Below are 26,069 nucleotides of genomic sequence, written 5' to 3' on the forward strand. Positions count from 1 at the left end.
AGGCCTCATATGCGAATCAAGTCCGCTCTGGCGGCGGCGGCCGTCCTCACGCTCGCCGCCGCGTGCGGAGGGGGTGGCGGCGAGTCGTCGTCCTCGCCCGGCGCGCCCGTCAAGCTCGACTTCCTCAGCCTGGCCTGGCAGAAGGAGTCCGTCGCCGCGAACAAGCAGATCGTGGACGAGTGGAACAAGGCCAACCCCGGCATCCAGGTCACCTACGTCCAGGGCAGCTGGGACAACGTCAACGACCAGCTCGTCACCCAGTTCGCCGGCGGCACCGCGCCCGACGTCATCCACAACGACTCGCCCGCCCTGGCCGGCTTCGCCTCCGACGGCTACCTGCTCGACCTCGGTGCCAAGCTGCCCGCCGAGCTGAAGAGCGACATCCCGCAGGCCGCCTGGGACACCGTCACCTTCGACGGCGGCAAGGGCGAGCAGGGCGTGTACGGCGTGCCGTTCCTCCAGGAGTCGCAGGTCATCATCGCCAACAAGAAGCTGCTCGACGACTCGGGCGTGCGCGTCCCCGCCGCGGGCGACCCGTGGACGTGGGACGAGTTCTCCGCGGCGGCCAAGAAGATGACCAAGGGCGGCACGTTCGGCGTCGCCTGGCCGATGAAGTCGCCGGTCAACAAGACGCTCAACCTGGCGCTCAACTTCGGCGGCACCTTCTTCCAGACCGCCGGCGGCAAGACCACCGTCAAGGTCGGTCCCGAGGAGCGCGAGGTGCTCCAGCGCATCCACGACCAGCTCTACAAGGACAAGTCCGCCGACCCGGCCGCGCTCGGCCAGGGCACCGCGGACCCGCTGCCCGCCTTCTACAAGGGCAAGTTCGCGCTGCTGCCGGCCGGCGTCTACCTGCGCCAGCAGGTCGCCGAGCAGGCGCCCGACGGGTTCGAGTGGGTGACGCTGCCCGCGCCCAAGGGCACCAGCGCCCAGCAGGGCGCGGTCTCGCAGACGCTGTCGATCGCGCAGGAGAGCGAGCATCCCGACGAGGCGATGAAGTTCATCTCGTTCTTCCTGAACGGCGCCAACCAGGCCAAGCTCGCCAAGGGCGACTGGCTGCTGCCGACCTCCCAGACTGCCGCCGCCGACCCGGCCATGACCACGAAGGAGAACGGCTGGGACGTGGCCACCGCCTCCGCCAAGGACCTCGTCGTGGCGCCGTTCCTGAAGGTGAACGGGTTCGACGAGTGGAAGAGCAAGGTCGCCACGCCCGCGCTGCAGGAGTACTTCGCCGACAAGATCACTCTTGACCAGGCCGCGACCAAGCTGGTCGAGGACGGCAACAAGGTGCTGGAGCGGTACCAGCGGTGACTTCCTTGCGGGACAGGGCCCGGGGGTGCCTGCTCGGCCTGGCGGCCGGCGACGCCCTCGGGGCCCCGGCCGAGAACCTCACGCCGGCCGAGATCCGGCGGCGGTGGGGGCGGCTCACCGAGATCGAGGGCGGCGGCACCGACGACACCGAGTACGCGATCTACGCCGCCTCGTTGCTCGTCCGCCACGGGCACGACCTTCGCGCGCACGATGTGGCGGCCGCGTACCGGGCGGAGATCATCCCCCGGGTGAGCGGGCCCATGCGCGGAGCCGGCTTCTCCGAGCTGGGCACCGTCGAAGCGCTTCGCCGGGGGCTGGAGCCGCCGCTGACCGGGCTCGTGCACGCGCACGGCTGGTCGGACGGGCTGGCGATGCGCGCGGCGCCGTACGGGATCTTCTGCCCGGGGGATCCGGCGGAGGCGGCCCGGCTGGTCGAGCAGGACGGACTGGTCAGCGGGTCGGGCGAGGGCATCGTCGGCGGCCGGGCGGTCGCCGGGGCGGTGGCCGCCGCCATGGGCGGGGCCACGCCGGACGAGGTGGTCGCGGCGGCGCTGGCGGTGATCCCGGCAGAGTCGTGGACGGCCAGGAACGTCGTCCGCGTACGTGACGTCCTCGCGTCCTTCCCGGACCCGGGTGGCTCGGAGCTCGTGGAGGCGTTGCACCGGGCCGTCGTCGTGCGGCACTACCCGTGGACCGACGTCGCGCCCGAGGCCGTGGCGCTGGCCCTGGCCGCCTTCCTCGCGGGGGGCGGCGAGGTGGAGGCGTCCGTGACGTTCGGGGTGAGCCTGGGCCGGGATGCCGACACGATCGGCGCCATCGCGGGAGCGGTGGCCGGGGCCGCGCGGGGAGAGCGCGGCGTGCCGGCCCGCTGGGCCGCCAGGATCGGGCCGGTGACGGGCAAGTGCCTGCCCGTCGTGGCCGGAAGACATGTGCTGGACGTCGCCGACGAACTGGCGGAAGGACTGTAGAACACCATGTCGGGGGACAGAATCAGGGGGGCCGTCGCCGGGCTCGCCGTCGGTGACGCCGTGGGCTGGCCCGCGGCCAGGCACCGCGCGGCCCTGCACGCGCCCTGGAGCCGGCGGCTGCACCGCGAGCTGGACGCCTTCGCCGAAGAGCATCAGGTGACCACGCTGCCGGTGCCGTTCGCGCTGAACCAGCCGGTCGCGCCGCTGCGGATCGGGCCGTCAGACGACGCCGAGTGGCTGGCCTGGACGCTGCTGACCATCGACCGGCCACGGGCGGAGGCGTTCAGAGACCTCGTCCCGTCGCGCCCAGGCGCCGGTCCGAGCGGTGAGGCGCCCGCGCCGATCAGGGCGCGCATCTCCGTGGCCACCGCGCTGGACAACCTGGCCGACGGTGTCGAGCCGCCCGCGTCGGGGCATGACAATCCCCATCATTTCGACGACGCCGCCGCCATCAGAGCCGTCGCGTTCGGGGTCCTGGGGAGGGACCCCACCGAGGACGCGCAGGTGACGAACGCGGGCGACGGAGTGCTCGCCGCCCAGGCGATGGCCGCCGCTGTGGCGGCAGGGTCGATGTCGGGGGATGTGGCGGCGGCGGTCGAGGCGGCACTGGACATGCTGCCCGCGGACACCGCCATCGGGCACAACGCCCGCCTGGCGCTGTCCGTCGCGCGGAAGGCGGGCGACCCGTTCGCCGCCGTCCCCGCGCTGGACGCCGCGCTGCTCGACCACGTCTACAGCTACGGCGTCGGCGCCGCGCAGACGGTGCCCGTGGCGCTGGCGCTGGCCGAGGCGGCGGGAGGCGAGCTCACCAGGGCCGTGCCCGCCGCGGCCTGCCTGGCGCGGCTGGCCGACTCGGCGCCCGCGCTGACCGGCGCGCTCACCGGGGCCTGCGGCGGGTACGGGGCGATCCCGGAGGGGTGGACCGCCCCGGCCCGTACGCTGGCCGGTTGTTGCCTGCCTGACCTGGCGGGCCGAGATCTGATCGAACTACTGGAGGGAATCGCATGACGCCGCTTGAGGACAGGGCGACCGGCTGCGTGGCGGGGGCGGCGGTCGGTGACGCGCTGGGCGGCGCCACCGAGGGCTGGACCTCCGAGCAGATCGTCGAACGGTACGGCGGCCGCGTCGAAGGCGTCGTGCCCCCGTACAACGAGGACTGGCGCAACGCCAGGCCCATCGCGCCGTACCACAAGGGCGACGGCCACATCACCGACGACACCCTGATGACGCACGCCCTCATCCGCGTGTACGAGAAGACCGGCGGCCACCTGGACGCCTACTCCATGGCCGAGCACCTGGTGCCCGAGCTGATGGGCGAGCGGCGCTGGATCCCCGAGCTGGAGGCCGAGGCGCTGCCGCTGCAGCGGATCTTCCTGGCTGAGAAGTGGATCGTGGCCAGGCTGCACTACGGCCACGCCGACCCGCGCGAGGCCGGCGTCGGCAACATCGTGAACTGCGGCGCCGCCATGTACGTCGCCCCCGTCGGCATCGTCAACGCCGCCGACCCCGACGCCGCCTACGCCGAGGCCGTCGACCTGACCGGCGCGCACCAGTCCAGTTACGGGCGTGAGGCGGCGGGCGTGATGGCCGCCGCCGTGGCCGAGGCGATGCGGCCGGGCGCCACCGCCGACTCCGTGGTGGCCGCCTGCCTGCGCCTGGCCAAGGACGGCACCAGGGCCGCCATCGAGGCGGTCTGCGAGGCCGCGTCCGGGCTCGGGCACTGGGAGGGCTCGTTCGAGACGCTGCGGGCGGCGGTCAGGCCGTACGACACGGTCGCCGACACCTACCGTGACCAGGGCCTGGGCGCGCGGCGGCCGAGCCGGGTGCACAGCATCGAGGAGCTGCCCCTGGCGCTGGGGTTCCTGGTGATCGCCAAGGGCGACTACCGGGACACCGTGCTGGGCGGCGTCAACTACGGGCGCGACGCCGACTCGATCGCCTCCATGGGCGGGGCCATCGCGGGCGCGCTCGGCGGGCTGGGCGGCGTGCCGAAGGAGTGGGTCGAGCAGGTGGCGGCCGCCAGCAGGACGGACCTGGTGGCTCCGGGGCGCTCCATCGCCGCCGTGGCGCGCCGGGTGCACGAGGGCGACCTGCTCCGCCGCCGCGCCCACGAGTCCGCCTTCGCCGAGCTCGACGGCGCATGATCCGGCTCACCTGGGTGCAGCCGGAGGACCTCGTCGGTCACGAGCTGCGCCAGGCCGCCGAGGACGGCCGCGACGCGGGCGGCATCGCCGCCCGCTGGCACGCGGCCGGCGGCCACGACGCCCCGCCCCGCGCCGGCGCCTCGGAGCCGGGGGCCGTCCGGCTGCGCGGCCTGGCCGAGGACCTGCTGGACGAGCTGGCCGCCGTCCCCTCCCCGCTGCCCGAGCCGTCGGACCTGGCCGGCATCATCGCCGCCTGCCCCGACTGGCCGCGGCGGCGACCCAGGGCCGAGGTGGATCCCGCGCGGGTGCTGGGGGCGTGGCTGGGCCGCGCGGCCGGCTGCGTGCTCGGCAAACCCGTCGAGAAGATCCCCCGCGCGGGCATCAGGGAGATCGCCGAGGCCACCGGCAACTGGCCGATCGAGGGCTGGTTCACCGCGAAGGGCCTGCCGGACGACGTCGCCCGCCGCTGGCCGTGGAACCGGCGCAGCGCCGTCAACTCCCTGGCCGAGAACGTGGACGGCATCCCCGAGGACGACGACCTCAACTACCCGCTGCTGGCCCTGTCGGTCCTGGAGCGGCACGGCCGCGGCTTCGGCACCGAGGACGTGGCCAAGCTGTGGCTGGACGAGCTGCCCGCGGGCCGTACGTTCACCGCCGAGCGGGTCGCGTACCGCAACCTCCTCGACGGCGTCGAGCCGCCGGCCACCGCCACCTACCGCAACCCGTTCCGCGAGTGGATCGGCGCGATGATCAGGACCGACGTCTACGGCTGGGTCAACCCGGGCGACCCCGCCACGGCCGCCGAGTACGCCTGGCGCGACGCCCGCCTCACCCACACCGCGAACGGGATCTACGGAGCCATGTTCGCGGCCGCGATGTGCGCCGCCGCGCTGGTGGCCGATTCGGCGGAGGAGGTCGTGCGGGCGGGCATGTCCGTGGTGCCGCGCGGCTCGCGCCTGTACGCGGCGGTCCGCCTGGCCGTGGCGGACGCCACCCGCGAGGACGACTTCGAACGCGTCGTCGACCTGCTCCACGAACGCCACGGCGACCTGCACTGGGTGCACACGATCCACAACGCCGCCCTCGTCGCGGCGACCCTGGTGCACGGCGCCGGCGACTTCACCGCGACGATCGCCGGGGCGGTGGCGGGCGGCTGGGACACCGACTCCGCCGGCGCCACGGCCGGCTCCGTCGCGGGCGCGCTGAACGGCGGCGTGCCGGAGCGCTGGCGGCTGCGCGACAGGCTGGCCAGCAGCCTGACCGGGTTCGACGGGGTGAGTCCGGCCGAGCTGGCGGCGCGGACACAGGAGATGATGAGGGCATGATCTCGGTTTTCGGCAGCGCCAACATGGATCTCGTCGCGTACGTCTCCCAGGCCCCGCGCCGCGGTGAGACGGTCACCGGGCACCGGTTCCGCACCGTGCCCGGCGGCAAGGGCGCCAACCAGGCGATCGCCGCCGCCCGCGCGGGCGGCGAGGTGACGTTCCTGGGGGCGGTGGGCGACGACGGGTTCGGCGCGGAGATGCGCGCCACGCTGACAGAGGCCGGGGTGGGCGTACGCGGCCTGCGCCAGGTGCCCGGCCCCAGCGGCATCGCGCACATCGTGGTGGACGACGACGGCGGCAACTCGATCATCGTCGTCCCCGGCGCCAACGGCACCGTCACCGGGCCCACCGGCGAGGACCTGGCCGCCATCGCCGGCTCGCGGGCGCTGCTGCTGCAGCTGGAGCTGCCCATGGAGGCGGTCGTACGGGCCGCGCAGGCGGCCCGCGTCTCCGGCGTGCCCGTCTTCCTCACCCCGGCGCCGGCCCAGCCGCTGCCCGCCGAGCTGCTGGAGGCGGTCACCACCATCGTCCCCAACGAGCACGAGGCCGCCGCCATCACCGGCGTGACCGGCGCGGACGAGGCCATGGACGCGCTGCTCGAACTGGTTCCCGAGGCGGTGATCACGCTGGGCTCCGAAGGGGCGCTGTACGGGTCGCGGGAGGGGGAGCGGCTGCGGGTGCCGGCGGTGAAGGTGAACGCGGTGGATACGACGGCGGCCGGCGACACGTTCGTGGGGGCGCTGGCGGTGGCGCGCACCGAGCGGATGCCCATGGAACGCGCCCTGCGCTTCGCCTCCGTGGCGGCGGCGCTGTCGGTGCAGCGCGAGGGCGCCAGCACCTCGATGCCCACCCGCCGCCAGATCGAGGACGCGCTCGACTGACGCGTCCGGGCGGCTCTTGGCCGGTATTCGGCCAGGTTGGGCGGGTTGTGGCAGGGCAGGTGGCAGGTATGAGCAAGCCATCGAAGGAACTGCCCGAGGCGGTGCGGGGACTGCAGGGCGAGAGCGACGTCGTCGCCGAGCGCGCGGGCTGCGACACGCCGAGGTCACGCCGGCCGATCTCCGCCGACCCGCCCGACGCGCAGGACGAGCCGGAGCCGGAGGAGGAGCCGGACGACGACGAAGACGTCATCCGCCCGGACGCCGGCCCGACCGGCTGACCCGCCGCCCACCCGGACTCGTCAGCCGGCGTGCGCCCGTCAGCCCACCCGGACACGTCAGCCGGTGCGCCCGTCAGCCCGCCCGGTAGGTGCCCGTGCGGTGAGGCGATCCGCGCCGCACGCCGGCCGGTCAGTGGGCGTGCAGGTGGGACAGGGTCTGGCGCAGCTCCGTGCGCAGGATCTCCTCGGCCGCCGCGCCGTCGCCGTCCCTGATGGCCGTGACCAGCGCCGCGTGCGTGTCGTGCCCGGGATTGCGATCGTGCTCCCGCAGCCCCAGCAGCTCGACCAGGTCGATCAGCCGCTCCCGCAGCGCGGGTGCGAACTCGGCGAACAGGTCGGACAGCACCGGGTTGCCCGCCGCCGCCACCACCGCCGCGTGCAGCGCGATGTCGGCGTCCACGAACGCGGCGTCGTCCGCGCCGGCCGCCCGTGACCGCCTTTCCAGCGCCGCCTCCAGGGCCGCGACGTCCTCGTCGGTACGCCTCCCGGCCGCGAGCGCGGCGGCCTGCGTCTCGACGATGACGCGTACCTCGTAGACATCGGTGATGGCGGCCCGCCGCAGCCGGGCGGCCCACCCCTCGGCCGGACCGGTGGCGGACTCCGTGGCGATCACGAACACCCCCGACCCCTGCCGGGCCTGCACCAGCCCCGCCCCGGCCAGCGCCCGCAGCGCCTCGCGCACCGTCGAGCGCCCCACCCCGAGCGCCTTGGCCAGCGCGTTCTCCCCGGGCAGCCGGGTGCCCACCGGCCACTCGCCCTGGGTGATCTGCTCGCGCAGATGCTCGGTGGCCTGCTCGACGAGCGGGCTGGGCCGGAGTGAGCCGAGGGGCATCGCTTTTCCTCTCAGGTTGTCTGAGGACCTGTGGTGTGGTTAGTCTAGCGCCCATGACGTCGTACGGTCGCCTCCTTCTCGGTCGCCGCGGCGGGGCCTGACCGGACCGGCACCCCGCCGCGGCGGTCGGTGTGCCCCGCCGGTCTCCCCTCCGAGAACCGAGAAGGACGATCATGTACGACTGGAACCGGCAGCGCCCGAGCGCCATGCCCTCTCACCGCTACCGCCCCGTCCACGAGCGCGTCGAGGTGCCGCTCGCCGCCGAGCGCGCCTGGCCGGGACGGCGCATCACCGAAGCGCCCCTCTGGGTCCCCGTGGACCTGCGTGACGGCAACCAGGCGCTGGCCGAGCCGATGGACCCGGCCCGCAAGCGCCGGATGTTCGACCTGCAGACGGCCATGGGCTTCAAGGAGATCGAGGTCGGCTATCCCTCGGCCAGCCAGACCGACTTCGACTTCGTCCGCCACCTGGCCACGCCGGGCGCCGTGCCCGAGGACGTGAGCGTGGTGGTCTTCACGGCCGCCAGGCGCGACCTGATCGAGCGCACGTTCGCCGCCGTCGAGGGCATGTCCCGGGTGGTCGTGCATCTCTACGCCGCCACCGCCCCCACCTGGCGCGAGGTGGTGCTCGGCCACGACAGGAGCGAGTTGCGCGCCCTGATCAGGGACGCCGCCGGGCACGTCGCCCGGCTGGCCGGCGACCGCGACATCCGCTTCGAGTTCTCGCCGGAGGTGTTCAACCTGACCGAGCCGGACTACGTGCTGGAGGTCTGCGACGACCTGACCACCCTGTGGGACGCCTGCGCCGACCGGCCCGTGATCCTCAACCTGCCCGCGACGGTCGAGGTGGCCACGCCCAACGTGTACGCCGACCAGATCGAGTACATGCACCGCAACCTCGCCCGCAGGGACGCGGTGATCCTGTCCGTGCACCCGCACAACGACCGCGGCACCGGCGTCGCCTGCGCGGAGCTGGCCCTGCTGGCGGGGGCGCAGCGAGTGGAGGGCTGCCTGTTCGGCAACGGCGAGCGCACCGGCAACGTGGACCTGGTGACGCTCGCGCTCAACCTGCACGCGCAGGGCGTCGATCCGATGATCGACCTCTCGGACATCGACGAGGTGCGGCGGGTGGTCGAGCACTGCAACCGGCTGTCGGTGCCCGACCGCCACCCGTACGCGGGCGACCTCGTCTACACCGCCTTCTCCGGCACCCACCAGGACGCCATCGGCAAGGGCCTGGCCCACCACGCCAAGCGGGCCGCCGAGCTGGGCGTGCCGCCGGAGCGGGCGCCGTGGGAGGTGCCGTACCTGCCGATCGACCCGGCCGACGTCGGCCGCGACTACCAGGCCGTCATCCGGGTCAACAGCCAGTCGGGCAAGGGCGGCGTCGCGTACCTGCTGCACACCCGCTACGGCCTCGAACTGCCGCGCCGCCTGCAGATGGACTTCTCCCGGGTCGTCCAGCGGGCCACCGACGGCAGCGGCGCGGAGATCACCGCCGAGCAGCTCTGGGAGCTCTTCCACGCCACCTACCTGGCGCCGGGGGAGGCCGCCCCGCTGGCGAGCTGGAGCACGGTGGAGACGGGGCCGGGCGCGCACGCGTTCGAGGGGACGCTGACCAGCGGGCGCGCGCTGCGCGGCACCGGCAACGGGCCGCTGTCGGCACTGAGCGCCGCGCTGGCCGCCGACGGGATCGAGACGGACATCCTGCACTACGCCGAGCACGCCCTCGATCCGGGCAGGGGCGGCCGGGCCATCGCGTACGTCGAGGTCCGCGCGGGCGGCGTCACCCGCTGGGGCGCGGCCACGGACACCTCGGTCCTGACCGCCTCGGTCCGCGCCGTGCTGGCCGCGGTCAACCGGGCCATCGAGCCGGCCGCGCACACCGGCTGACCGCTCGCGTACGATCACAGGTTCCGTGGCGGGTCCCCGCCACGGAACCTGTGATCGTGGAGGATACGGATGTTCGAGGCGGGCGCCGTCCTTGCGGTGCTGCGGGCCCTGCGCGCGGCGGGCTGCGCGGTGTGGGTCGCCGGCGGCTGGGGCGTCGACGCGCTCGTCGGCCGCGTCACCAGGCAGCACGCCGACCTCGACCTGCTCCACCGGGTGGAGCAGGAGCCCGCCGTGATCGCCGTCCTTGAGGCCCTCGGGTACGCCGAGCGGCACGAAGGCGTCGTTCCCGGCAGGCCCGCCCGTTTCGTCATGGCGGATCCCGGCGGGCGTGAGCTGGACCTGCACCCGCTGAGCTTCCGCCCCGACGGCTCGGCGCTGCAGCGGCTCGACGACCACGGCGGCGCCTTCACCTATCCGCCGGACGCCTTCGCCTCCGGCGTGATCGAGGGCGTGGACGTGCCGTGCCTGTCCGCCGCCCAGCAGGTGACCTTCCACCAGGGCTACCAGCCCAGGGAGCGCGACCTGCACGACATGGCCAGGCTGCGGGAGACGTTCGGGATCGCGACCCACTTCTGAACGCGCACCGCGTCGGTCAGCTCGGGGCGGCGACCCCCGACAGGTGCGCGGCGCACTCGTCGCGGTAGAACAGCGTACGGCTGCGCACCCGCTTCGGGTCGGCCAGCACGTCCCGGGAGACCGACGGCAGCACCGCGTGCCGTACCGGACCGAACAGGCGCGCCACGTCGGCCGGAGTGGCGCCCTGCGCGCCCAGCCCCGGCGCCAGGATGGGGCCGTTGAGGTCGGTCAGCGAGTCTTCGAGCTCCGGCAGCGTGGCGCCCATGACCAGCCCGACGGGCCCGAACGGCGAATGCCCCGCGTTGGCGGCGGTGGCCCCGGCCAGCACCTGACCGGCCACCAGCCGCTGCAGCCCGGCGGCCTCCGGGTTGGAGGTGCGGGCCAGCACGAACACGCCCGCGTCGTTGGCCACCGCCGAGGCGATCGCGCCCGCCAGCGAGCCGAACCCCAGGTAGGGGCTCAGCGTCACCGCGTCGGCGGCCAGCGGGCTGCCCCGGTCGAGGTAGGCCTCGGCGTAGGCGGCCATCGTGCTGTCGATGTCGCCCCGCTTGACGTCGAGCAGCACCAGCGTGCCCGCCTCGCGCAGGTCCGCGATGGTGCGTTCCAGCACGGCGATGCCGCGGCTGCCCCAGCGCTCGAAGAAGGCCGACTGCGGCTTGACCGCGGCCACCACGTCGGCGACGTTCTCGACCACCGTGCGGCTGAACCGCTCCAGACCGGCGGGCGAATCGTCGAGCCCCCAGGCGGTGAGCAGCGCCGGGCTCGGATCGATGCCCACGCACAGGGGCCCCCGGTCGTCGAGCATGGCTCGCAGACGCGCCCCGAACGAATCGTTCATGTGACTAGCTCCCTCACGACCACGGGTAGGCGGCCCCGCGGGTGCCGTGGGCATGAATCGTACTCCCAGGACATTAGGGTGCCGAGGCACCGATGCCCATCCGGTGCGGGGCCGAGTCTTCCACATGTGGTCGTGCGGGTAGATCAGCAGACATGTACGAGATCGCCCATCGGGTGCTGGCGCTGCGTACCGATCCGCCACGTGACGTCCTCGTCACGCTCGGCCTGCCCTACGAGGAGGCGACGGGCGAGTGGTCGTGCCCGTACCGGATCGACGGGCTCGACGGATGGGAGCACGAGCGGAAGGTCACCGGGCTCGACTCGCTGGAGGCGGTCGAGCTGGCGATGGTCATGGTCAGGGCGGCGCTGGCCGGCTCGCACGAGGCCAGGGAGGGGTTGCTGGCCGACGACGACCGTCCAGAGACGCCGCGGCCGCGGACGGTGTACGTGAGCGTCGACGACGACCGCAACATCGCCTATATCGCGATGAAGCACGAGATCGCCCCGGGGGAGGCGGCGGACCAGACCGTGGCCGGGGACGTCGTGCTCGACTTCGGCGACTCGGGCCAGCTGCTGGGCGTGGAACTCACCGACGCGGCCACCCGGCTCCCGTCCGAGATGCGCGTCTGACGTCTCTGCGGCTGACGCTGCTGCAGCAGCACCAGGGCGCGTGCCTCGTCCTGCGCATGCCCGCCTGATCGCCGGGTCACGGCTCCTGGTGGCGCAGAGCCGCGCCGGCGAGATCGTGCGGCGTGAAGCTCGCCGCCGCCACCCGGTAGCGCGGATCGAGCGCCTCCCACAGCTCGTCCAGGAACGCGTGCTGATCGGCCGCCTCGGTCACGGCTTCGAGGAACGGCTCTCCGGTGACCACGTGCCGGCCGTCGGACACGTAGGTGGTCATCAGCACGGCATCGCCGGGAGCGAGCTCCCGGACGGAGAGCGTCAGCCGATCGGTCGAGGTCCGGTCGCCGGAGCTGCGACGGGCGGCGCCGAACCAGGCGTCCCCGGGGGAGTCCACGTTCACGACCACGGTGACGCGCGGCGTGAAGATCGGCGGATCGGGTTCGTAGTCCAGGCCGTCAAGAGCGACGACCGGCGGCCGTCCGGCGCGCAGGCGATCGGCCACGGTCGCCACCTGTTCCCCGTTCCCGAACACCAGCCAGCTGTCACGTCGCGTGGCGGCGACGTAGTGGCGCAGCGGGTCGTCCGGGGCCGGGTCGGTCGGGCCGACGACGAGTTCGTGACCGGCCAGGCGCAGAGCCCGCGCCTTCGACGCCTGGGTGCGGCCGGTCAGGACATAGCCGCCGCACATCGCGCCATCGAGGGTCCTGGCCCACACGACGATCCGTCCCGGATAGGGGATGGCCTGGAGGGTCTGCCGCAGCGGCCGCATGGACACCCGAGCTCCCTTTCGTGATCCGGCCGCTCGTCGATCCCATCCGCGGCGGCCGCGTCAGCCTACAACTCCGTGGCGAAGCGGACGTGGTCGCGTGGTCGCGTGGTCGCCCGGACGGGATAATCGCCTGGTGAGCACCGTGACCTTCCCGCGCATCGTGGCCACCGACCTCGACGGCACCCTTCTCACCTCGACCGGCTCCGTCAGCGCGCGTACCAGGCAGGCGTTGGGCGCCGCCCGCGCGGCCGGCGCCGAGATCGTCTTCGTCACCGCCAGAGCCCCGCGCGGTGTCCAGGAGATCGCCGCCCAAGCGGGGGTCACCGGCACCGCGATCTGCAGCAACGGCGCCGTCGTCTACGACCTGGCCAGCGACGAGATCACCGCCAGCAGCCCGCTCGACCCGCAGGCCGCGCGCAAGGTCGCCGAGGCGCTCGCCCTCGCTCTGCCCGACGTCGGGCTGGCCGTCGAGACCGGCAGGAACGTGCTGACCGAGGCCGCCTACACCCGCAGGATCGAGCATGACGTGGCCTTCTACCGCGAGGTCGACTCCGTCTTCGGCGCAGACCAGCCGATCGTCAAGCTGCTGGCCCTGTCACCGTCCCGTACGGCGGACGAGATGTACGCGGCGGTGTCGGACACGATCGGCGATCTGGCCGAGGTGACGTACTCGGGCCTGGAGGGGCTGCTGGAGATCAGCGCCCCCGGCGTCACCAAGGCGGCCACGCTCGACCGGCTCTGCCGGGAGCGGGGCGTCGGGGCCGGCGACGTGGTGGCCTTCGGCGACATGCCGAACGACCTGGCCGTGCTGCTCTACGCGGGCGCCGGATACGCGATGGCCAACGCCCACGAGATGGTGCTGGCTGCCGCGGAGCACCGGACGCTGTCGAACGACGAGGACGGGGTGGCCGTGGTGCTGGAGGACCTGCTCGGCCGCGCCGCCTGACGCCCGTTCGCCGGGGTCGCGCCGTCGTGCCCGCCCACCCCCGCGGGCGGGCACGTACGGCCTCACGCGTCGTCGTCCGACACTCGCGAAGCGCCATCACAGGAGGACGGTGCCTGGCTGAGCACCGGCAGCAGCCCGCCGCACGTGCTCAACGGCAGGGACACCGGCTCGACGATCTCGTCGTTGAAGATGATCACGTCGCCGATCAGGGGAGCCGGGCCGGTCTTCGCCGGAGCCTCGTCCTCGGCGTACGCGCCGGGGCAGCCGAGCAACGCCGACGCCACCACCGCCACGACCGCGTACGTGAATCGCATCAGTCCCCCCGACAGGCGCACCGCCACACCCACGGGCGCGCGGCTAGGCGGCCAGGCGTTCCTGCGACGTCCCTGTGGACTGCTCCCCGTCGCCCGTGCTCTGATGCGGACGCCCGCCCTCCATCACCCGGTCGATCATGGCGAGCGCGATCGCTGAGACGACGAAGGTCAGGTGGATCAGGGTTTTCCATATGAGCTCCCGGTCGGTGATGGTGGGTTTCGCGGCGTTGATGAAGATCTGCAGAAGGTGGATGGAGGAGATGCCGATGATCGCCATGGCCAGCTTGACCTTCAGCACGTTGGCGTTGACGTGCGAGAGCCATTGGGGCTGGTCGGGATGTCCTTCGATGCGCAGCCGCGAGACGAACGTCTCGTAGCCGCCGATGATGACCATGATGAGCAGATTCGAGATCATCACCACGTCGACGAGCCCGAGGACGATCAGCATGACGGTGGTCTCGGCGGGCGTGCCGCCGAAGCCCAGCTGGATCAGGTGGAGCAGCTCCATCATGAAGCGCCACACGTAGACGACCTGCGCGACGATCAGCCCCAGGTAGAGCGGCACCTGGATCCATCGGCTGAAGAACATGAAGTAGCCGACCCGTCGGAGCGGTGTCCGCGGCCCGGTCGGCGTAGAGGCCACGGACAGCTGCGCTACCCGCACTAGGACGTCAGGACGTTGATGTGCTGGACGTAGGTCTGGATGTCGACGAGCGGAGGATTGCCTTTGCCGAGCTCGTCGAGGATGGACGGAGGCAGGCCGGCGGCCAGCGCCAGGGCGGCGACGGCGGTCAGGACTCGGACCTTCAACGGAACTCCTTGCTGCTGCTCTTCGTGCACCCGCTGATGACGCGGACGGTGGGCTGGGACCGGGCGGCGTCCGGCGTGCGGACGCCGCCCGTTACCGGTGTCGAGGGGTGGTCCCGTGCCGGTAACCCGCGTGGTCAGGGAGCCAGGCAGTTCGTCGCGGGGAGCTCGGGCATCGCGAGCAGGGACGCCGGGTCCATGGCGGCGGCCGGATCGATGACGCCGAGCGCCGCGTTGGGGGCCTCGGCCAGGCAGGTGAGGGTGAGGACGGGATCGACGACGGCGTGTGCGGCAGGGACGGAGAGCAGAGTCAGGCCGCCGGCGACGAGCGCGGTGACGGCGAGCCGACGGGGGGCGAAACGCATGTGACCTCCTGGGTGACGGTGATGAACAACCTCCGGTTAACTACCCAGAGTAATCGATCAGTAACACTCCGTCTAAGAAAGCCTTCAGGGCAGCCGCGTCAGTCCAAGCTCTCCGGCATCGGACGGGGGTCCGTCATGACCCAGCGCTCCTGCGCGGCCATGACCTCGTCGGCGTGCTCGGCGGCCCACTCGCCGAACCCCTCGATCGGGCCCAGCAGTGAACGGCCCAGGTCGGTCAGCTCGTACTCCACCCTCGGCGGGGCCTCGGCGTAGGTGTGGCGCGTCACCAGGCCGTTGTACTCCAGGCGGCGCAGCGTCTCGGTCAGCACCTTGCTGCTGATGCCGCCGATCTCCGTACGCAACCGCCCCGGCCGGCGCGGGCCGTGCCGCAGCGCCCACATGACGACCGCGTTCCACGTGTTGGCGAGCAGGTCGAAGGCCAGCCGGGTCTGGCAGTCGGCGAGGAACAACGGGGACCTTCCGATAGGAACCGAATGGTGCGCGACGGACTTCCTACAGTCCTGCTGTCAAGTAAAGCCCCTCATGTGGAGGACGGAACATGCGGATCGGGATCCTGGGCGCGGGCAACATGGCGGACGCGCTGGGCACGCAGTGGGCGGTGGCGGGACACGAGGTGATGGTCAGCGGGCGGGACCCGGGCAGGAGCGCGGAGCGCGCGGCCGGCATGACCGCCCAGGCGGTCGCGCGGACCTCGGCCCCGGCCGCGCCCGCGACAGCGGCGGGAACTTCGGCGGAGGCGCGGTCCCGGGCGGTCGCGGAGGTCCTGAGCGGGAGTGTCGCGAAGGTGCGGAGCGGGAGTTTCGCGGAGGTGGCCGGGTTCGGGGACGTCGTGGTGGTGGCCGTCAGGGAGGCGGGGCTGGCCGACACGCTCCGTGCCGCCGGCCCGGCCCTGCGCGGCAAGCCGCTCATCGACGTGACGAACGCCGCCGCTCCGGACCGGTATGACCCCACGCGTCCCCTCGCCCGCCTGATCGCCGACATCACCGGCGGGCATGTGGTGAAGGGCTTCAACCTGTGTCACGTGGACGTGTGGCGGCTGACGCCGCCGGTCTTCGACGGCCGGCCGCTGTCCGTGCCCCTGTGCGGTGACGACCAGGCCGCCATGGACGCCGCGCGCACGCTGGTCGCCGACCTCGGCTGCACCCCCGTGAACGGCGGGAGCCTGGCGCGGGCGACGCAACTGGAGGCGACGGCGGCGTTCATGATCGGGCTGTGGTTCGGCGGCGCCGACGCCCAGGCCGTCCTGCCGCCTCTGCCATCCTCCGGTGAGCACCAGCCGGCCTGATCGTGTACGACCGTTGATGTAGCGCGGACCGCGACCGCGGGCGGATGCGGCCACCGCCCGCCGGGCGGATCCTGAAGACCTTTCGTCCTAGGTCAAAGGAGAGGCCAGTGGTCACCGAGGTCGCCAAGGGCAGCGGGTACGCCACCGCGTTCAAGGTCGTCACCGCGCTCAGCACGTTGTCGGTGCTGGTCCAGGCCGTGACGGCCGGGCAGCTCCTGAGCGGGGGAGCGGCGGGACCGCACGGGATGGGCGCGACCGCGGTGCACGCGCTGGCGCTGGCTCAGCTCGTCGTCGCCGTGCTGCTGTGGCGGCCGGCGCGGGGGCCGGGCTGGCCCGCGCTGGTCAGCCTGGCGGTGCTGCTGCTCGGGTTCGTCCAGTCGATGCTGGGCGGGTCGGGGGCGCTGGCGGCGCACGTGCCGCTCGGGATGACGCTGTTCGGTCTGAGCGTCTGGCTCCTGGTCTGGGCTCTGCGCCGCTGACCCCCGCCCCGGGAGGGGAACGGCTCCGGGGCCGGCCGCGGGGGCGCCGGTCCCGCGGCCGGCTCTCTCAGCCAAGGGTCAGCCGCAGTGCACGTTGTTGAGCTTGACGATCGTGTACGACGGGACGATGCCCTCGACGTCGACGCACTGCCCGGGCGCCGAGACGTACACCGGGCCGGCGTAGTACTTGTACTCCTTGGCGTCGGTCCGCTTCCCGCTGCCGTCGCCGGGCTCAGGACGGGTGGCGGGCCAGGTGGTCGGCGTGGCGGATCGGCTCGGGGAGGCGGAAGCGGGCCGCCAGCCGCAACACCTCGCCGGTGGCCGTGCCGAGCGAGATGCGGTGCCCCTGCGACACGTACACCGGCCTGACCCCGCGTCGCGTGCGCAGCGCCCGCCCCACGACGGCGCCCTCGTGGACGATCGGTGTCCAGGCGCCGCGCTCCTGGCCGGGCGGCTCGTGCGTCCCGACGAACGGTGTCTTGCCCACCCCCACCGACGGCAGCCCGGTCAGCACGCCCAGGTGGCAGGCCAGGCCGAAGCCGCGCGGGTGAGCCAGCCCGTACCCGTCGCAGACCAGCAGGTCGGGTGTCACCGTGAGCCGCTCGAGCGCCTCCACCAGCGCGGGCAGCTCCCTGAAGGCGAACAGGCCCGGCACGTAGGGGAAGGCCGCCTTCCCGTGCGCCACCACCTGCTCCACCGGCTCCAGCGTCACGGCGTCCAGCACGACCACCGCGGCCGTCACCTCGTCGTCGCCGTGGTAGTGCACGTCCAGGCCCGCCACCAGGGCGAAGGTGTCGGGTCCCGTCAGCTCGACCTGCCCGCGCAGCCGGTCCTGGACGGCCTCCGCCTCGGCGACACTCGCGGGCCAAAGGTGAAGCTGATTCACACGCACCCGCCCTAAGGTATCTCCGTATGAGGGTGGCTTCAGACGAGATCGTGGTGGCCGTCGGCCCCGGCCTGGTGGCGGACGCGGGGCTGCTCGCGGAGATCGCCGACCGCGAGTTCACCCGTCTCGGGGTGAACGGCACGGTCGTGCACGCCCGCGACGCCGCGCACCTGTTCTCGTCGGTACCAGAACGCGACGTGGCGGTCGTCCTCCCAGGGCCGGGCGAGGACGTGCGCGCGTCCATCGGGCAGCCGCTCGGCCCCTCGGTCGTCGTCTGGGTGGACATCGACCGAGTCGACGGGGCCACGCACATCCACGGGCGTGGCATCGCAGGGCTGACCTGGGGCATCCGGCACGCCGTACACCGCGCGCGTCACCCCGCCATCCAGCGGATCACCTACGGCCCTTCCCCGGAACAGTGGGCCGACCTGTACCTCCCCACAGCCGGCACCGCCATCGTCACCGACGCCATCGCCACCACCGCCACCGCGCCCACCCGCGCCGCCGCAGACGAGGCGGTGCCCGTGGTGGCGTTGATCCACGGGGGTTACTGGCGTTCGATCTGGGCCGCCGACCTCATGGAGGAGCTCTGCGAGGACCTGGCCCGGCGCGGGTTCGCGGTGTGGAATCTCGAATACCGCCGCCCCGACCGGCACGGCTGGGCCGCGACCACCGCCGACATCGCCACCGGCCTGGCCACGCTGACCACCCTCCCCACCGTCACCGGCCAAGGAGCCGCGACGCCGGTCGCGCTCGACCTGGACCGGATCGTCGTCGCCGGACACTCGGCCGGCGGGCAGCTGGCGCTGAGGGCGGCGGCCGACGGATCGCGGATGGCGCTGGCGGTGTCCCTGGCGGGCGTGCTCGACCTCGTCCAGGGAGACCGCCGCAAACTCAGCGCGGGAGCGGTCGCCGCCGCCCTCGGCCGCACCTCGGCCCCCGCCGGCCCTTCCGCCACCTCAGCACAGCCCGGCGACGAGGATCCCTACGCCGCCTCCTCCCCCCTCCACCGCCTCCCCCTCGGCACCCCGCAGCTCATCGTGCAGGGCCGTGACGACGATCTCGACCTGGTCGACTTCGCCCGCAGGCACGCCGCCCTGGCCCGGCAGGCAGGCGACGACGTCACCTACCTGGAGCAACCGGGCGACCACTTCGACGTCATCACTCCCGCCGCCCCCATCTGGCAGGCCACCGTCAAGGCCATCGCCGACGCTCTCACCTAGACGGACCCTCGGGCTCGGCGGCGAGGTGCCGGCCGCCACCGGCTCACAAAGCCGGGCGGCCCGGACGCGCGTAGCCGGGAGACGGTGTCACGAAGCCCTGGCGGCGGGGGCGCGGGAGGTGACGAGGGCCGCGAAGCGGGTGGTGACCCGGTGCCAGATCGGCGTGGAGACCGGCTCGTCGGCCACCGCCCGCGCGTAGACCTCGTCCGGGTCGAAGCCGTCGGCCTGCCACGTCCGCATGCGTTCGGGCAGCACCTCGGGATGGAACTGCACCCCCCACGCCCGCTCGCCCATCCGGAACGCCTGGTACGGGCACGCCTCGGTCTCGGCCAGGTGGACGGCTTCGTCGGGCAGCCGGGTGATGGCGTCCTTGTGGTGCTCGACGGCGGGCACCACCGGCGGCAGCCCGTGGAAGAGCGGGTCGGCGGCGGCCTCGGGCCTGATCGTGAGCGGCAGGCTGCCGTTCTCCGGCGTGCCCGTGTCGCCGGTCACCTCGCCTCCGGCCACGTGGGCCAGCATCTGCCCGCCCAGGCAGATGCCCAGCAGCGGCACACCGTCGCCCAGCGCCTGCGTCATCAGCCGCCGGGTGTCGCGCAGCCACGGCGCCCGGTCGTCCTCGTCCGGCAGGTAGCCGCCGCCGAGCATGATCATGGCGTCGTGGGTCAGGCGGCGGGGCAGGGGAGCGCCGTCGTGGGCGAGCACGACGTCGAGCCGGTGCCCGGCCTCCTCCAGCCAGCCGCCCACGCGGCCGGGACCTCCGCTCCTGCTGTTCTGGACGATGAGAATGTCAGCCAAGACAGGCCTCCGCCTGATGGTCGATGACCTGAGGGTCGGGAACGGGCATGCGCATGATCATGGCAGGTTGGCCGCCCGCGCCACGTGCCGCAGCAGCAGGGCGGTGGTCACCGGCCCGACCCCGCCCGGCACGGGGGTGAGCGCGCCCGCCACCTCCGCGACCGCGGCGAAGTCGACGTCGCCGGTCAGGCCGCCGTCGTCGGTCGGGTTGGTGCCGACGTCGATCACCACCGCGCCGGGAGCGACGTGACCGGCGCCGATCAGCCCCGCCCGGCCGACCGCGGCGACCAGCACCTCGGCCTGCGCGGTGACGGAGGCCAGGTCGCGGGTGCGCGAGTGGCAGACGGTGACGGTGGCGTGCCGGTCGAGCAGCAGGTGCGCCAGCGGCTTGCCGACCACCGTCGAGCGGCCGACCACCACGGCCCGCCGCCCCGTGAGCTCGACCCCGTGGTGGTCGAGCAGCGCCATCACGGCCGCCGCCGTCGCGGGCGGGAACGCGGGCAGCCCGGCGGCCAGCCGGCCGAGCGAGAGCGGGTTGGCCCCGTCGACGTCTTTACGCGGGTCGATGGCCGCGGCCAGCTCCTGGGCCGAGGCGCCGGCCGGCAGCGGCGTCTGCAGCATCACGCCGTGCACGCCGGCGTCGGCGCTCAGCCTGGCCAGCGTCTCGCCGATCCGCTCGGGCGTGGCCTGCGGGCCCAGGTCGACCAGGTCGCAGTCGATGCCGACGGCGGCCGCCGCCTTGGCGATCGAGCGCACGTACCACAGGCTCGCCTCGTCGGCGGTGGCCACCACGACGGCCAGCCGCGGCTGCGTGCCCGATGCGGCCTCGGCCTGCGTCTGGGTCCTGATGGCGGCGGCCAGGTCCCGGCCGGTCAGCGTCTTCACGGCTTGATCTCCTCGCGTACCTCTGCGGTCACCCAGTCTGCCCTGGCCACGGCCGCGTCGACGCCGGACAGGCGGATGTTCAGCTCCGCGCGTAGCCGTTCGTCCTGTACGCCGCCCAGGTTGACCTCCACGTTGACCCGGCCCGTGGTGAGCGCGGCGCGGGCGGCCTCGGCGGCGGCGGCGATGTCGGTGACCACGTTGCGGTTGCAGATCGGCAGCAGCAGCTCGCACAGCTCGACCACCCGCGCGGCGGCCTCGACCACCCGGGCGGGCGGCTCGGCGGCGCCGGCCAGGGCCCTGGCGATGGCGCCGCTGCGCTCCTCGCCCTTGGGCAGCCGGTAGGCGTCGGTGACCGCGGTGAACGCCGCCGCGTCCTCCTCGGCGAGCTTCAGCGCCCGCGCCCGCAGGGTGTCGGTCTCGGCGATCACGGCGACGACCGTCTCGGCGTGGGCGGTGTACTTCTCCCCGGTGGTGTAGCGGGCCACCATGCCGAGCAGGGCGGCGGCCTGCGCCGCGTGCAGGGCCGCCGTGGCGCCCCCACCGGGCGCGGGCACCCGGTCGGCGAGTTCGGACAGGAAGTCGACGATCGTCAAGTCGCGCATGGCGGCATTCTGCCAGGCCGCCCGCGGTTCACTCGCGGTACATCGGCCGCGTGGCGTCCTCGGGTCCATGATGCGGCGGCTGCGGCGGCAGGTACGGGGACTGGGCCGGCGACTGGGCCGGCTCCCACGCCCCCTCGTAGCCCACCTGCGCCGGGTACTCGGGGCGGTGCCGTCCCCGCCACCGCGACGGGAACACCGACGCGACCAGCAGCGCCACGCCGAGCACCAGGTGCAGTCCCGAGTAGCTCAGCGTCTGGAAACCCGACCTCATGGGGTTGGGCAGCAGGCCGCTGGGGATCAGCCGGGCGCCGGTCGTCAGCTCCACGAACGGCAGGGCGCCCACCGCGACGAACGCGAGCCCGCCCAGCAGCGAGGCGACGGGCGACAGGCGGGACCCGATCAGGAGGGCGAGCAGGATCCCCGTCGCGACGAGCACCCCCAGCGCGATCCACGAGAGCCGCAAGGTCTGGGCGAGCTGGAGGGACAGCTCGCCGATGCCGTACCAGAGGCCGGCGGCGGCCAGGGGAGGAAGGAGCAGCCCCGCGACCACTCCCAGAGCGTGACGGGTACCGTTTGACATGACTCACCCCGTTTGTTTGGCTCTGTCCCAACCTACTCGCTGGGTCACTCCAGCGGGGGTGCCGGTCCGTAACCGGTCCCGAGTCCGGACATTTCTGAGAAATGTGTGAGAAGCCGGTCGTGGGTCTTTGCCGGGCCCAGCCCCTTGGGCATCGTGGGCCGCATGAGATCCGCGATCCTGAAGACCGCACTCAGCGCCCTCATCCTGGTCCTGCTCGGCAGCGTGCCGGCGCAGGCCGCCTCGAAGCCCGACACGTTCCCGCTGCCGAACGGGTTCCAGCCGGAGGGCATCGAGATCGGGCCTGGCCCCCACGCCTACTTCGGCTCCCGCGCCACCGGCGACATCTACCGGGCCGACCTGCGTACCGGCAAGGGGTCCGTCATCAGCAAGGGACCGGGCACGCCGTCGCTCGGGCTGAAGACCGACGGGCGCAGGCTGTTCGTGGCCGGCGGCAACGCCGGCAACGCGCGGGTGGTCGACCTGCGCACCGGGCGGGTGCTCAAGTCGTACCAGTTCGCCACCGGGACGTCGTTCGTCAACGACGTCGTCCTCGTCGGGGGCGCCGCCTACTTCACCGACTCCTCCAACGCGGTGCTGTACAAGCTGCGGCTCGGCCGGGGCGGCGCGCTGCCCGACGGCTTCGACACGATCCCGCTCACCGGCGCCATCGCGTACGGGACCGGCATCAACGCCAACGGCATCGCCCCCAGCCCCGACCGGCGTTCGCTGCTGATCGTGCAGTCCAACACCGGCAAGCTGTTCGAGGTGAACCCCTCCTCCGGCGTCACCACCGAGGTGAACCTGGGCGGGGACTCGCTGGTCAACGGCGACGGCCTGCTGCTGTCCGGCCGCACCCTGTACGCCGTGCTGAACCGCGACAACACGATCGCCGTCGTCGGCCTGTCGCGCGACGGCTCGTCAGGCAAGATCGTCAAGCGCCTGACCCACCCCGGGTTCGACATCCCCACCACGGTCGCCGCCCACGGCCACCGCCTCTACCTGCCCAACGCCCGCTTCAGCACCACCCCGACGCCCGACACGCCGTACGACGTGGTCGCCGTCAAGCGCTGACGCCGCTCCAGGTGTGGACGCGCCTCCCGAGGGGGCGCGTCCTCACTTCTTGATCGTGTAGCGGTCGCCGTAGACCTTCCAGGTCAGCGGCGGCCTGAGGTCGAGGTTGCGGTTCTTCAGGAACACCCGCTGCATCGTGTCGACCCGGGTCGTGTCCTCGTGGGCCTCCTCGGCCCGCATCGCCGCCTTGCGGGCGTCGAGGAACGCGTTGAGGTACGTGACCTCGTTCCCGCCCCGCGCCGGCGGCCTGGCCTTGGCCAGCGCGGCCTTCCTGATGCCGCCGAAGCTGAGCCGGTCGGAGCCGGGCCCGTGCATGACCATGGCGTCGTAGTAGACGAACTGGCCGAGCGCCCGCAGCCCGTCCTTCTTGGCCCGGCGGACGGCCGGGCCGAAGTAGACCCGGTCGCGCTCGTCGTTCTGGGCCCGCTGGAAGACGGGATCCTTGGCCGCCCTGCGCCAGTCGGCGGGGAAGCGCGGGGCCAGGCCCTTCAGCGAGGCGGTGCCGTCGACCCTGCGCAGCGCGGGCAGGTATTTCGCCAGCACGTTGCCGGGTTTGCGCCTGGTGTAGAGCTCGACCAGTTTCAGCATGTCGCCGGTGCCCGAGCAGAAGCCGATGATGCCGGCCGTGTAGCCGCGATCGTCCTTGATGTCCTCGATGTAGCCGTACTGGGCCTTCCAGTCGAGCGAGGAGTTCTCCGCGCTGGACACCAGCCGCATGGCGATGTCCTTCTTGTGCGCCCCCGCCAGGCCGGCCGCCGGGGCGGCAGTGGCGGGGACACCGCTCAGGGTGAGGGAGAGGGCCACGAGGGCGGCGGTGATCACGGGGGAGAAACTACTCCACGGGGCGCAGGGCCGCGAGTTGCTGTTCGAACGGCACGACCTGCTCCTCGTCCCCCTCGTCCCGCCGCGCGGCGGGCGCGCGGTGCTGGAGCAGGCCGGCCAGCTCGTCGGCGGCGCGGCCGATGCGCTCGCCGAGGCCGTCGGTGAACGCGTCGTGGCCGCCGCCCCAGTCCTCCGACGCCGCGTACACGGCGGTCGGGACGACCACCGCGCGCAGGTACGCGAACAGCGGCCGCAACGCGTGCTCCAGCGCCAGCGAGTGCCGGGCGGTGCCGCCGGTGGCCGCGATGAGCACCGGCTTGCCCGTCAGCGCGGTGTTGTCCAGCACGTCGAAGAACGACTTGAACAGGCCGCTGTAGGAGCCGCTGAAGATCGGCGTGACCGCGATGAGCCCGTCGGCCTCCGTCACGGCGGCGATGGCCTCGCGCAGCCTGCCGTTCGGGAAGCCGGTGGCGAAGTTGTTGGCGATGTCGACGGCCAGGTCACGCAGCTCGATCACGCGGACCTCGATCCCGGTCCCGGTCCCCGTCCGGGTCCCGGTCCCGGTCGCCGTCCGGTGGGTGACCGCCTCGGCCAGGCGGTCGGCGAGCAGGCGGGTGGAGGAGGGCTGGGTAAGCCCGGCCGTGACGACGGCGAGCTTCATGGAGGCTCCTTTCCAGAAAAATCAGGATTTCAGCGGGCTGGGGCCTGTCAGGCGCCGACGGGCTCGGCCTCGTTCTTGGCGGCGAGCAGGGACGCGTGCGTCGGCGCCCCTGGTACCTCGGCCGGCCGGTTCTTGGCGAACTCCGCGCGCAGCACGGGCACGACCTCCTCGCCGAGCAGGTCGAGCTGCTCCAGCACGGTCTTCAGCGGCAGGCCCGCGTGGTCCATCAGGAACAACTGGCGCTGGTAGTCGCCGAAGTACTCCCTGAACTCCAGCGTCCTGTCGATGACCTGCTGCGGGCTGCCCACCGTGAGCGGGGTCTCGGCCATGAACTCCTCCAGCGAGGGGCCGTGGCCGTACACGGGGGCGACGTCGAAGTAGGGGCGGAACTCGCGGACCGCGTCCTGGGAGTTCTTGCGGATGAACACCTGACCGCCCAGCCCGACCACGGCCTGCTCAGGGGTGCCGTGCCCGTAGTGGGCGTACCGCTGCCGGTAGAGGCTGATCAGGCGGATGAAGTGCTCCTTCGGCCAGAAGATGTTGTTGGCGAAGAAGCCGTCGCCGTAGTAGGCGGCCTGCTCGGCGATCTCGGGGCTGCGGATGGAGCCGTGCCAGACGAACGGCGCCACTCCGTCCAGCGGGCGCGGCGTGCTCGTGAAGCCCTGCAGCGGGGTGCGGAAGCGGCCCTCCCAGTCCACGACGTCCTCGCGCCAGAGCCGGTGCAGCAGCGCGTAGTTCTCGATGGCCAGCGGGATGCCCTGCCTGATGTCCTGGCCGAACCACGGGTAGACCGGCCCGGTGTTGCCCCGGCCCAGCATGAGGTCCACCCGGCCGTCGGCCAGGTGCTGCAGCATCGCGAAGTCCTCGGCGATCTTCACCGGGTCGTTGGTCGTGATCAGCGTCGTGGCGGTCGACAGCTGGAGCCGCTCGGTCCTGGCCGCGATGTAGCCCAGCATGGTGGTGGGGGAGGACGGCACGAAGGGCGGGTTGTGGTGCTCGCCCGTCGCGAAGACGTCGAGCCCGACCTCTTCGGCCTTGAGCGCGATCGTCACCATCGCCTTGATCCGCTCGTGCTCGGTCGGGGTCCTGCCGGTGGTGGGATCCGTGGTGACGTCGCCCACGCTGAAGATGCCGAACTGCACTTTAGTCACCATCCATGACTGTTGAATATTTGACGACTACCGTAGCGCCCGGGCTCGCCCAGGTATTCCATCATCGGGCACACCCGGCCCCGCCGGGCGGATCCGCGGCGAGCGTCCGGCTCTTGAACAGGTGGGGGCGGTCAGGTGTGGCGGGCGCGGAAGGCCGTCGCCTTGGCCCGGTTGCCGCAGCGGCGCATGTCGCACCACCGGCGCGTACGCCGATGCGAGGTGTCGAGGTAGAGCCGGGTGCAGGGAGCGGCCTCGCACTCCCTGATGAGCGCCGCCCGCGGCCCGCCCAGCAGCTCGGCGGCGGAGCGGGCGGCGCTGGACAGCGCGGCGGCCAGGTCGCCGCCACGCTCCACGCCGTGCTCGCCGAGCAGCACGCTCGCCGGCGCGAGCGCGGCGGCCAGGTTGAGCGTGCGCCGGTCGGCCGCCTCGAACGCCGTCCCCGTACGGGCCGCGGACGCCAGCCGGTAGATCGCCTCACGCAGCGCCACCGCCCCGGCCAGGTCGTCGTCACCGGCCGCGGGCGGTACGTCGAGCAGCCCGGCGGCGACCGTCCAGCGGGCCAGCTCCGCGGGCGTCGGCAGCAGGTCGACGCGCGCGCCCCGCCGGTCGCCGACGGTGCCGGCCAGGTCGAGCCCGAGGTTCCCGCTGACGAACGTGAAGTCCATGCCCTCATAGTAACCGGATTGACAAGTTACTTCGGCGGCTGCCACGGTTGATAACCGCTAATGACGGTTACTTT

The 26,069-nt window shown here is 73.0% G+C and carries 32 protein-coding genes; 15 read left to right on the plus strand and 17 right to left on the minus strand.

What is annotated here, in order from left to right; translation table 11 throughout:
* Positions 1–9: 9 nt before the first annotated feature.
* From OIE67_RS10950 to OIE67_RS10980, 7 genes are all read left to right on the plus strand, one after another.
* On the plus strand, positions 10–1,311 hold the full coding sequence (locus tag OIE67_RS10950; RefSeq protein ID WP_326639153.1) for an ABC transporter substrate-binding protein: 1,302 nt from the start codon (positions 10–12) through the stop codon (positions 1,309–1,311).
* A complete protein-coding gene (locus tag OIE67_RS10955) occupies positions 1,308–2,279 on the plus strand; it encodes an ADP-ribosylglycohydrolase family protein (RefSeq protein WP_326639155.1) in 972 nt (323 codons plus the stop codon). The genes OIE67_RS10950 and OIE67_RS10955 overlap by 4 nt, the downstream gene beginning before the upstream one ends.
* A gap of 6 nt (positions 2,280–2,285) precedes the next feature.
* Complete coding sequence (locus tag OIE67_RS10960) at positions 2,286–3,287, plus strand: ADP-ribosylglycohydrolase family protein (protein ID WP_326639157.1); 1,002 nt, start codon at positions 2,286–2,288, stop codon at positions 3,285–3,287.
* A complete protein-coding gene (locus OIE67_RS10965; RefSeq protein WP_326639159.1) occupies positions 3,284–4,423 on the plus strand; it encodes an ADP-ribosylglycohydrolase family protein in 1,140 nt (379 codons plus the stop codon). Before OIE67_RS10960 ends, OIE67_RS10965 begins: the two co-directional genes overlap by 4 nt.
* Entirely contained in the window at positions 4,420–5,748 is a 1,329-nt protein-coding gene (locus tag OIE67_RS10970) for an ADP-ribosylglycohydrolase family protein (RefSeq protein WP_326639161.1), read from the plus strand. The genes OIE67_RS10965 and OIE67_RS10970 overlap by 4 nt, the downstream gene beginning before the upstream one ends.
* The gene (gene rbsK / locus OIE67_RS10975; RefSeq protein ID WP_326639163.1) at positions 5,745–6,629 is read left to right on the plus strand and encodes a ribokinase; all 885 of its coding nucleotides are present in this window, start codon (positions 5,745–5,747) and stop codon (positions 6,627–6,629) included. Before OIE67_RS10970 ends, rbsK begins: the two co-directional genes overlap by 4 nt.
* A gap of 68 nt (positions 6,630–6,697) precedes the next feature.
* Positions 6,698–6,907 (plus strand): hypothetical protein, encoded by a 210-nt coding sequence (locus OIE67_RS10980; protein WP_106249587.1) that lies wholly within the window; start codon positions 6,698–6,700, stop codon positions 6,905–6,907.
* Positions 6,908–7,037: 130 nt separating this feature from the next.
* Here the strand turns inward: OIE67_RS10980 and OIE67_RS10985 are convergent, their stop codons facing one another.
* A complete protein-coding gene (locus OIE67_RS10985) occupies positions 7,038–7,739 on the minus strand; it encodes a FadR/GntR family transcriptional regulator (protein WP_326639168.1) in 702 nt (233 codons plus the stop codon).
* Between the two features lie 173 nt (positions 7,740–7,912).
* Here OIE67_RS10985 and leuA point away from each other — a divergent pair, with 173 nt between their 5' ends.
* Complete coding sequence (gene leuA / locus OIE67_RS10990) at positions 7,913–9,631, plus strand: 2-isopropylmalate synthase (protein WP_326639170.1); 1,719 nt, start codon at positions 7,913–7,915, stop codon at positions 9,629–9,631.
* A gap of 69 nt (positions 9,632–9,700) precedes the next feature.
* The gene (locus tag OIE67_RS10995; protein ID WP_326639172.1) at positions 9,701–10,207 is read left to right on the plus strand and encodes a nucleotidyltransferase domain-containing protein; all 507 of its coding nucleotides are present in this window, start codon (positions 9,701–9,703) and stop codon (positions 10,205–10,207) included.
* Positions 10,208–10,223: 16 nt separating this feature from the next.
* On the opposite strand, the gene pyrF is transcribed toward OIE67_RS10995, so the two are convergent.
* Positions 10,224–11,045, minus strand: coding sequence for an orotidine-5'-phosphate decarboxylase (gene pyrF, locus OIE67_RS11000; protein ID WP_326639174.1), 822 nt, complete (start codon positions 11,043–11,045; stop codon positions 10,224–10,226).
* 152 nt (positions 11,046–11,197) lie between these two features.
* On the opposite strand from pyrF, the gene OIE67_RS11005 reads away from it, so the two are divergent.
* Positions 11,198–11,674 carry a DUF2283 domain-containing protein gene (locus OIE67_RS11005; RefSeq protein WP_181308405.1) on the plus strand — a complete coding sequence of 159 codons (477 nt, stop codon included), beginning with the start codon at positions 11,198–11,200 and terminating at the stop codon, positions 11,672–11,674.
* 76 nt (positions 11,675–11,750) lie between these two features.
* Here the strand turns inward: OIE67_RS11005 and OIE67_RS11010 are convergent, their stop codons facing one another.
* On the minus strand, positions 11,751–12,437 hold the full coding sequence (locus tag OIE67_RS11010; protein WP_326645307.1) for an IMP cyclohydrolase: 687 nt from the start codon (positions 12,435–12,437) through the stop codon (positions 11,751–11,753).
* Between the two features lie 133 nt (positions 12,438–12,570).
* On the opposite strand from OIE67_RS11010, the gene OIE67_RS11015 reads away from it, so the two are divergent.
* Positions 12,571–13,383 carry an HAD family hydrolase gene (locus tag OIE67_RS11015; protein WP_326639176.1) on the plus strand — a complete coding sequence of 271 codons (813 nt, stop codon included), beginning with the start codon at positions 12,571–12,573 and terminating at the stop codon, positions 13,381–13,383.
* A gap of 62 nt (positions 13,384–13,445) precedes the next feature.
* On the opposite strand, the gene OIE67_RS11020 is transcribed toward OIE67_RS11015, so the two are convergent.
* The 5 genes from OIE67_RS11020 to OIE67_RS11040 form a co-directional block, all read right to left on the minus strand.
* A complete protein-coding gene (locus tag OIE67_RS11020; protein WP_106249576.1) occupies positions 13,446–13,697 on the minus strand; it encodes a hypothetical protein in 252 nt (83 codons plus the stop codon).
* A 43-nt stretch (positions 13,698–13,740) separates the two neighbouring features.
* The gene (locus OIE67_RS11025) at positions 13,741–14,286 is read right to left on the minus strand and encodes a TIGR00645 family protein (protein ID WP_326639179.1); all 546 of its coding nucleotides are present in this window, start codon (positions 14,284–14,286) and stop codon (positions 13,741–13,743) included.
* Positions 14,287–14,360: 74 nt separating this feature from the next.
* The gene (locus OIE67_RS11030; protein WP_181308403.1) at positions 14,361–14,507 is read right to left on the minus strand and encodes a hypothetical protein; all 147 of its coding nucleotides are present in this window, start codon (positions 14,505–14,507) and stop codon (positions 14,361–14,363) included.
* A gap of 134 nt (positions 14,508–14,641) precedes the next feature.
* The gene (locus OIE67_RS11035) at positions 14,642–14,869 is read right to left on the minus strand and encodes a hypothetical protein (RefSeq protein WP_326639181.1); all 228 of its coding nucleotides are present in this window, start codon (positions 14,867–14,869) and stop codon (positions 14,642–14,644) included.
* Positions 14,870–14,967: 98 nt separating this feature from the next.
* Positions 14,968–15,339, minus strand: coding sequence for a winged helix-turn-helix transcriptional regulator (locus tag OIE67_RS11040; protein WP_245956388.1), 372 nt, complete (start codon positions 15,337–15,339; stop codon positions 14,968–14,970).
* Between the two features lie 89 nt (positions 15,340–15,428).
* On the opposite strand from OIE67_RS11040, the gene OIE67_RS11045 reads away from it, so the two are divergent.
* A complete protein-coding gene (locus OIE67_RS11045) occupies positions 15,429–16,175 on the plus strand; it encodes an NADPH-dependent F420 reductase (protein WP_326639184.1) in 747 nt (248 codons plus the stop codon).
* A 107-nt stretch (positions 16,176–16,282) separates the two neighbouring features.
* Positions 16,283–16,654: a hypothetical protein gene (locus OIE67_RS11050; RefSeq protein ID WP_106249569.1), complete on the plus strand. Its 372-nt coding sequence runs from the start codon at positions 16,283–16,285 to the stop codon at positions 16,652–16,654.
* Between the two features lie 232 nt (positions 16,655–16,886).
* On the opposite strand, the gene OIE67_RS11055 is transcribed toward OIE67_RS11050, so the two are convergent.
* The gene (locus OIE67_RS11055; protein WP_326639186.1) at positions 16,887–17,546 is read right to left on the minus strand and encodes an endonuclease V; all 660 of its coding nucleotides are present in this window, start codon (positions 17,544–17,546) and stop codon (positions 16,887–16,889) included.
* A gap of 20 nt (positions 17,547–17,566) precedes the next feature.
* On the opposite strand from OIE67_RS11055, the gene OIE67_RS11060 reads away from it, so the two are divergent.
* Entirely contained in the window at positions 17,567–18,763 is a 1,197-nt protein-coding gene (locus OIE67_RS11060) for an alpha/beta hydrolase (RefSeq protein ID WP_326639188.1), read from the plus strand.
* A gap of 87 nt (positions 18,764–18,850) precedes the next feature.
* Here OIE67_RS11060 and OIE67_RS11065 read toward each other — a convergent pair whose 3' ends face one another.
* From OIE67_RS11065 to OIE67_RS11080, 4 genes are read right to left on the minus strand one after another with little or no spacing between them, the layout of a single operon-like run.
* Positions 18,851–19,558 carry a type 1 glutamine amidotransferase gene (locus OIE67_RS11065; RefSeq protein WP_326639190.1) on the minus strand — a complete coding sequence of 236 codons (708 nt, stop codon included), beginning with the start codon at positions 19,556–19,558 and terminating at the stop codon, positions 18,851–18,853.
* Between the two features lie 57 nt (positions 19,559–19,615).
* Positions 19,616–20,443: a bifunctional 5,10-methylenetetrahydrofolate dehydrogenase/5,10-methenyltetrahydrofolate cyclohydrolase gene (locus tag OIE67_RS11070; RefSeq protein WP_326639193.1), complete on the minus strand. Its 828-nt coding sequence runs from the start codon at positions 20,441–20,443 to the stop codon at positions 19,616–19,618.
* Positions 20,440–21,045: a cyclodeaminase/cyclohydrolase family protein gene (locus OIE67_RS11075; protein ID WP_326639195.1), complete on the minus strand. Its 606-nt coding sequence runs from the start codon at positions 21,043–21,045 to the stop codon at positions 20,440–20,442. Before OIE67_RS11075 ends, OIE67_RS11070 begins: the two co-directional genes overlap by 4 nt.
* Before the next feature lie 28 nt (positions 21,046–21,073).
* Entirely contained in the window at positions 21,074–21,625 is a 552-nt protein-coding gene (locus OIE67_RS11080) for a hypothetical protein (RefSeq protein WP_326639196.1), read from the minus strand.
* 162 nt (positions 21,626–21,787) lie between these two features.
* On the opposite strand from OIE67_RS11080, the gene OIE67_RS11085 reads away from it, so the two are divergent.
* Positions 21,788–22,696 (plus strand): superoxide dismutase, encoded by a 909-nt coding sequence (locus OIE67_RS11085; protein WP_326639198.1) that lies wholly within the window; start codon positions 21,788–21,790, stop codon positions 22,694–22,696.
* 42 nt (positions 22,697–22,738) lie between these two features.
* Here the strand turns inward: OIE67_RS11085 and OIE67_RS11090 are convergent, their stop codons facing one another.
* The 4 genes from OIE67_RS11090 to OIE67_RS11105 form a co-directional block, all read right to left on the minus strand.
* On the minus strand, positions 22,739–23,518 hold the full coding sequence (locus OIE67_RS11090; RefSeq protein WP_326639200.1) for a chitosanase: 780 nt from the start codon (positions 23,516–23,518) through the stop codon (positions 22,739–22,741).
* A gap of 10 nt (positions 23,519–23,528) precedes the next feature.
* Positions 23,529–24,179: an FMN reductase gene (locus tag OIE67_RS11095; RefSeq protein ID WP_326639203.1), complete on the minus strand. Its 651-nt coding sequence runs from the start codon at positions 24,177–24,179 to the stop codon at positions 23,529–23,531.
* 47 nt (positions 24,180–24,226) lie between these two features.
* Positions 24,227–25,321, minus strand: coding sequence for an LLM class flavin-dependent oxidoreductase (locus OIE67_RS11100; protein WP_326639205.1), 1,095 nt, complete (start codon positions 25,319–25,321; stop codon positions 24,227–24,229).
* 140 nt (positions 25,322–25,461) lie between these two features.
* Positions 25,462–25,995, minus strand: coding sequence for a CGNR zinc finger domain-containing protein (locus OIE67_RS11105; RefSeq protein ID WP_326639207.1), 534 nt, complete (start codon positions 25,993–25,995; stop codon positions 25,462–25,464).
* Between the last annotated feature and the right edge of the window lie 74 nt (positions 25,996–26,069).

It is taken from the genome of Nonomuraea fuscirosea (assembly GCF_035917475.1).
GTDB lineage: Bacteria > Actinomycetota > Actinomycetes > Streptosporangiales > Streptosporangiaceae > Nonomuraea > Nonomuraea fuscirosea.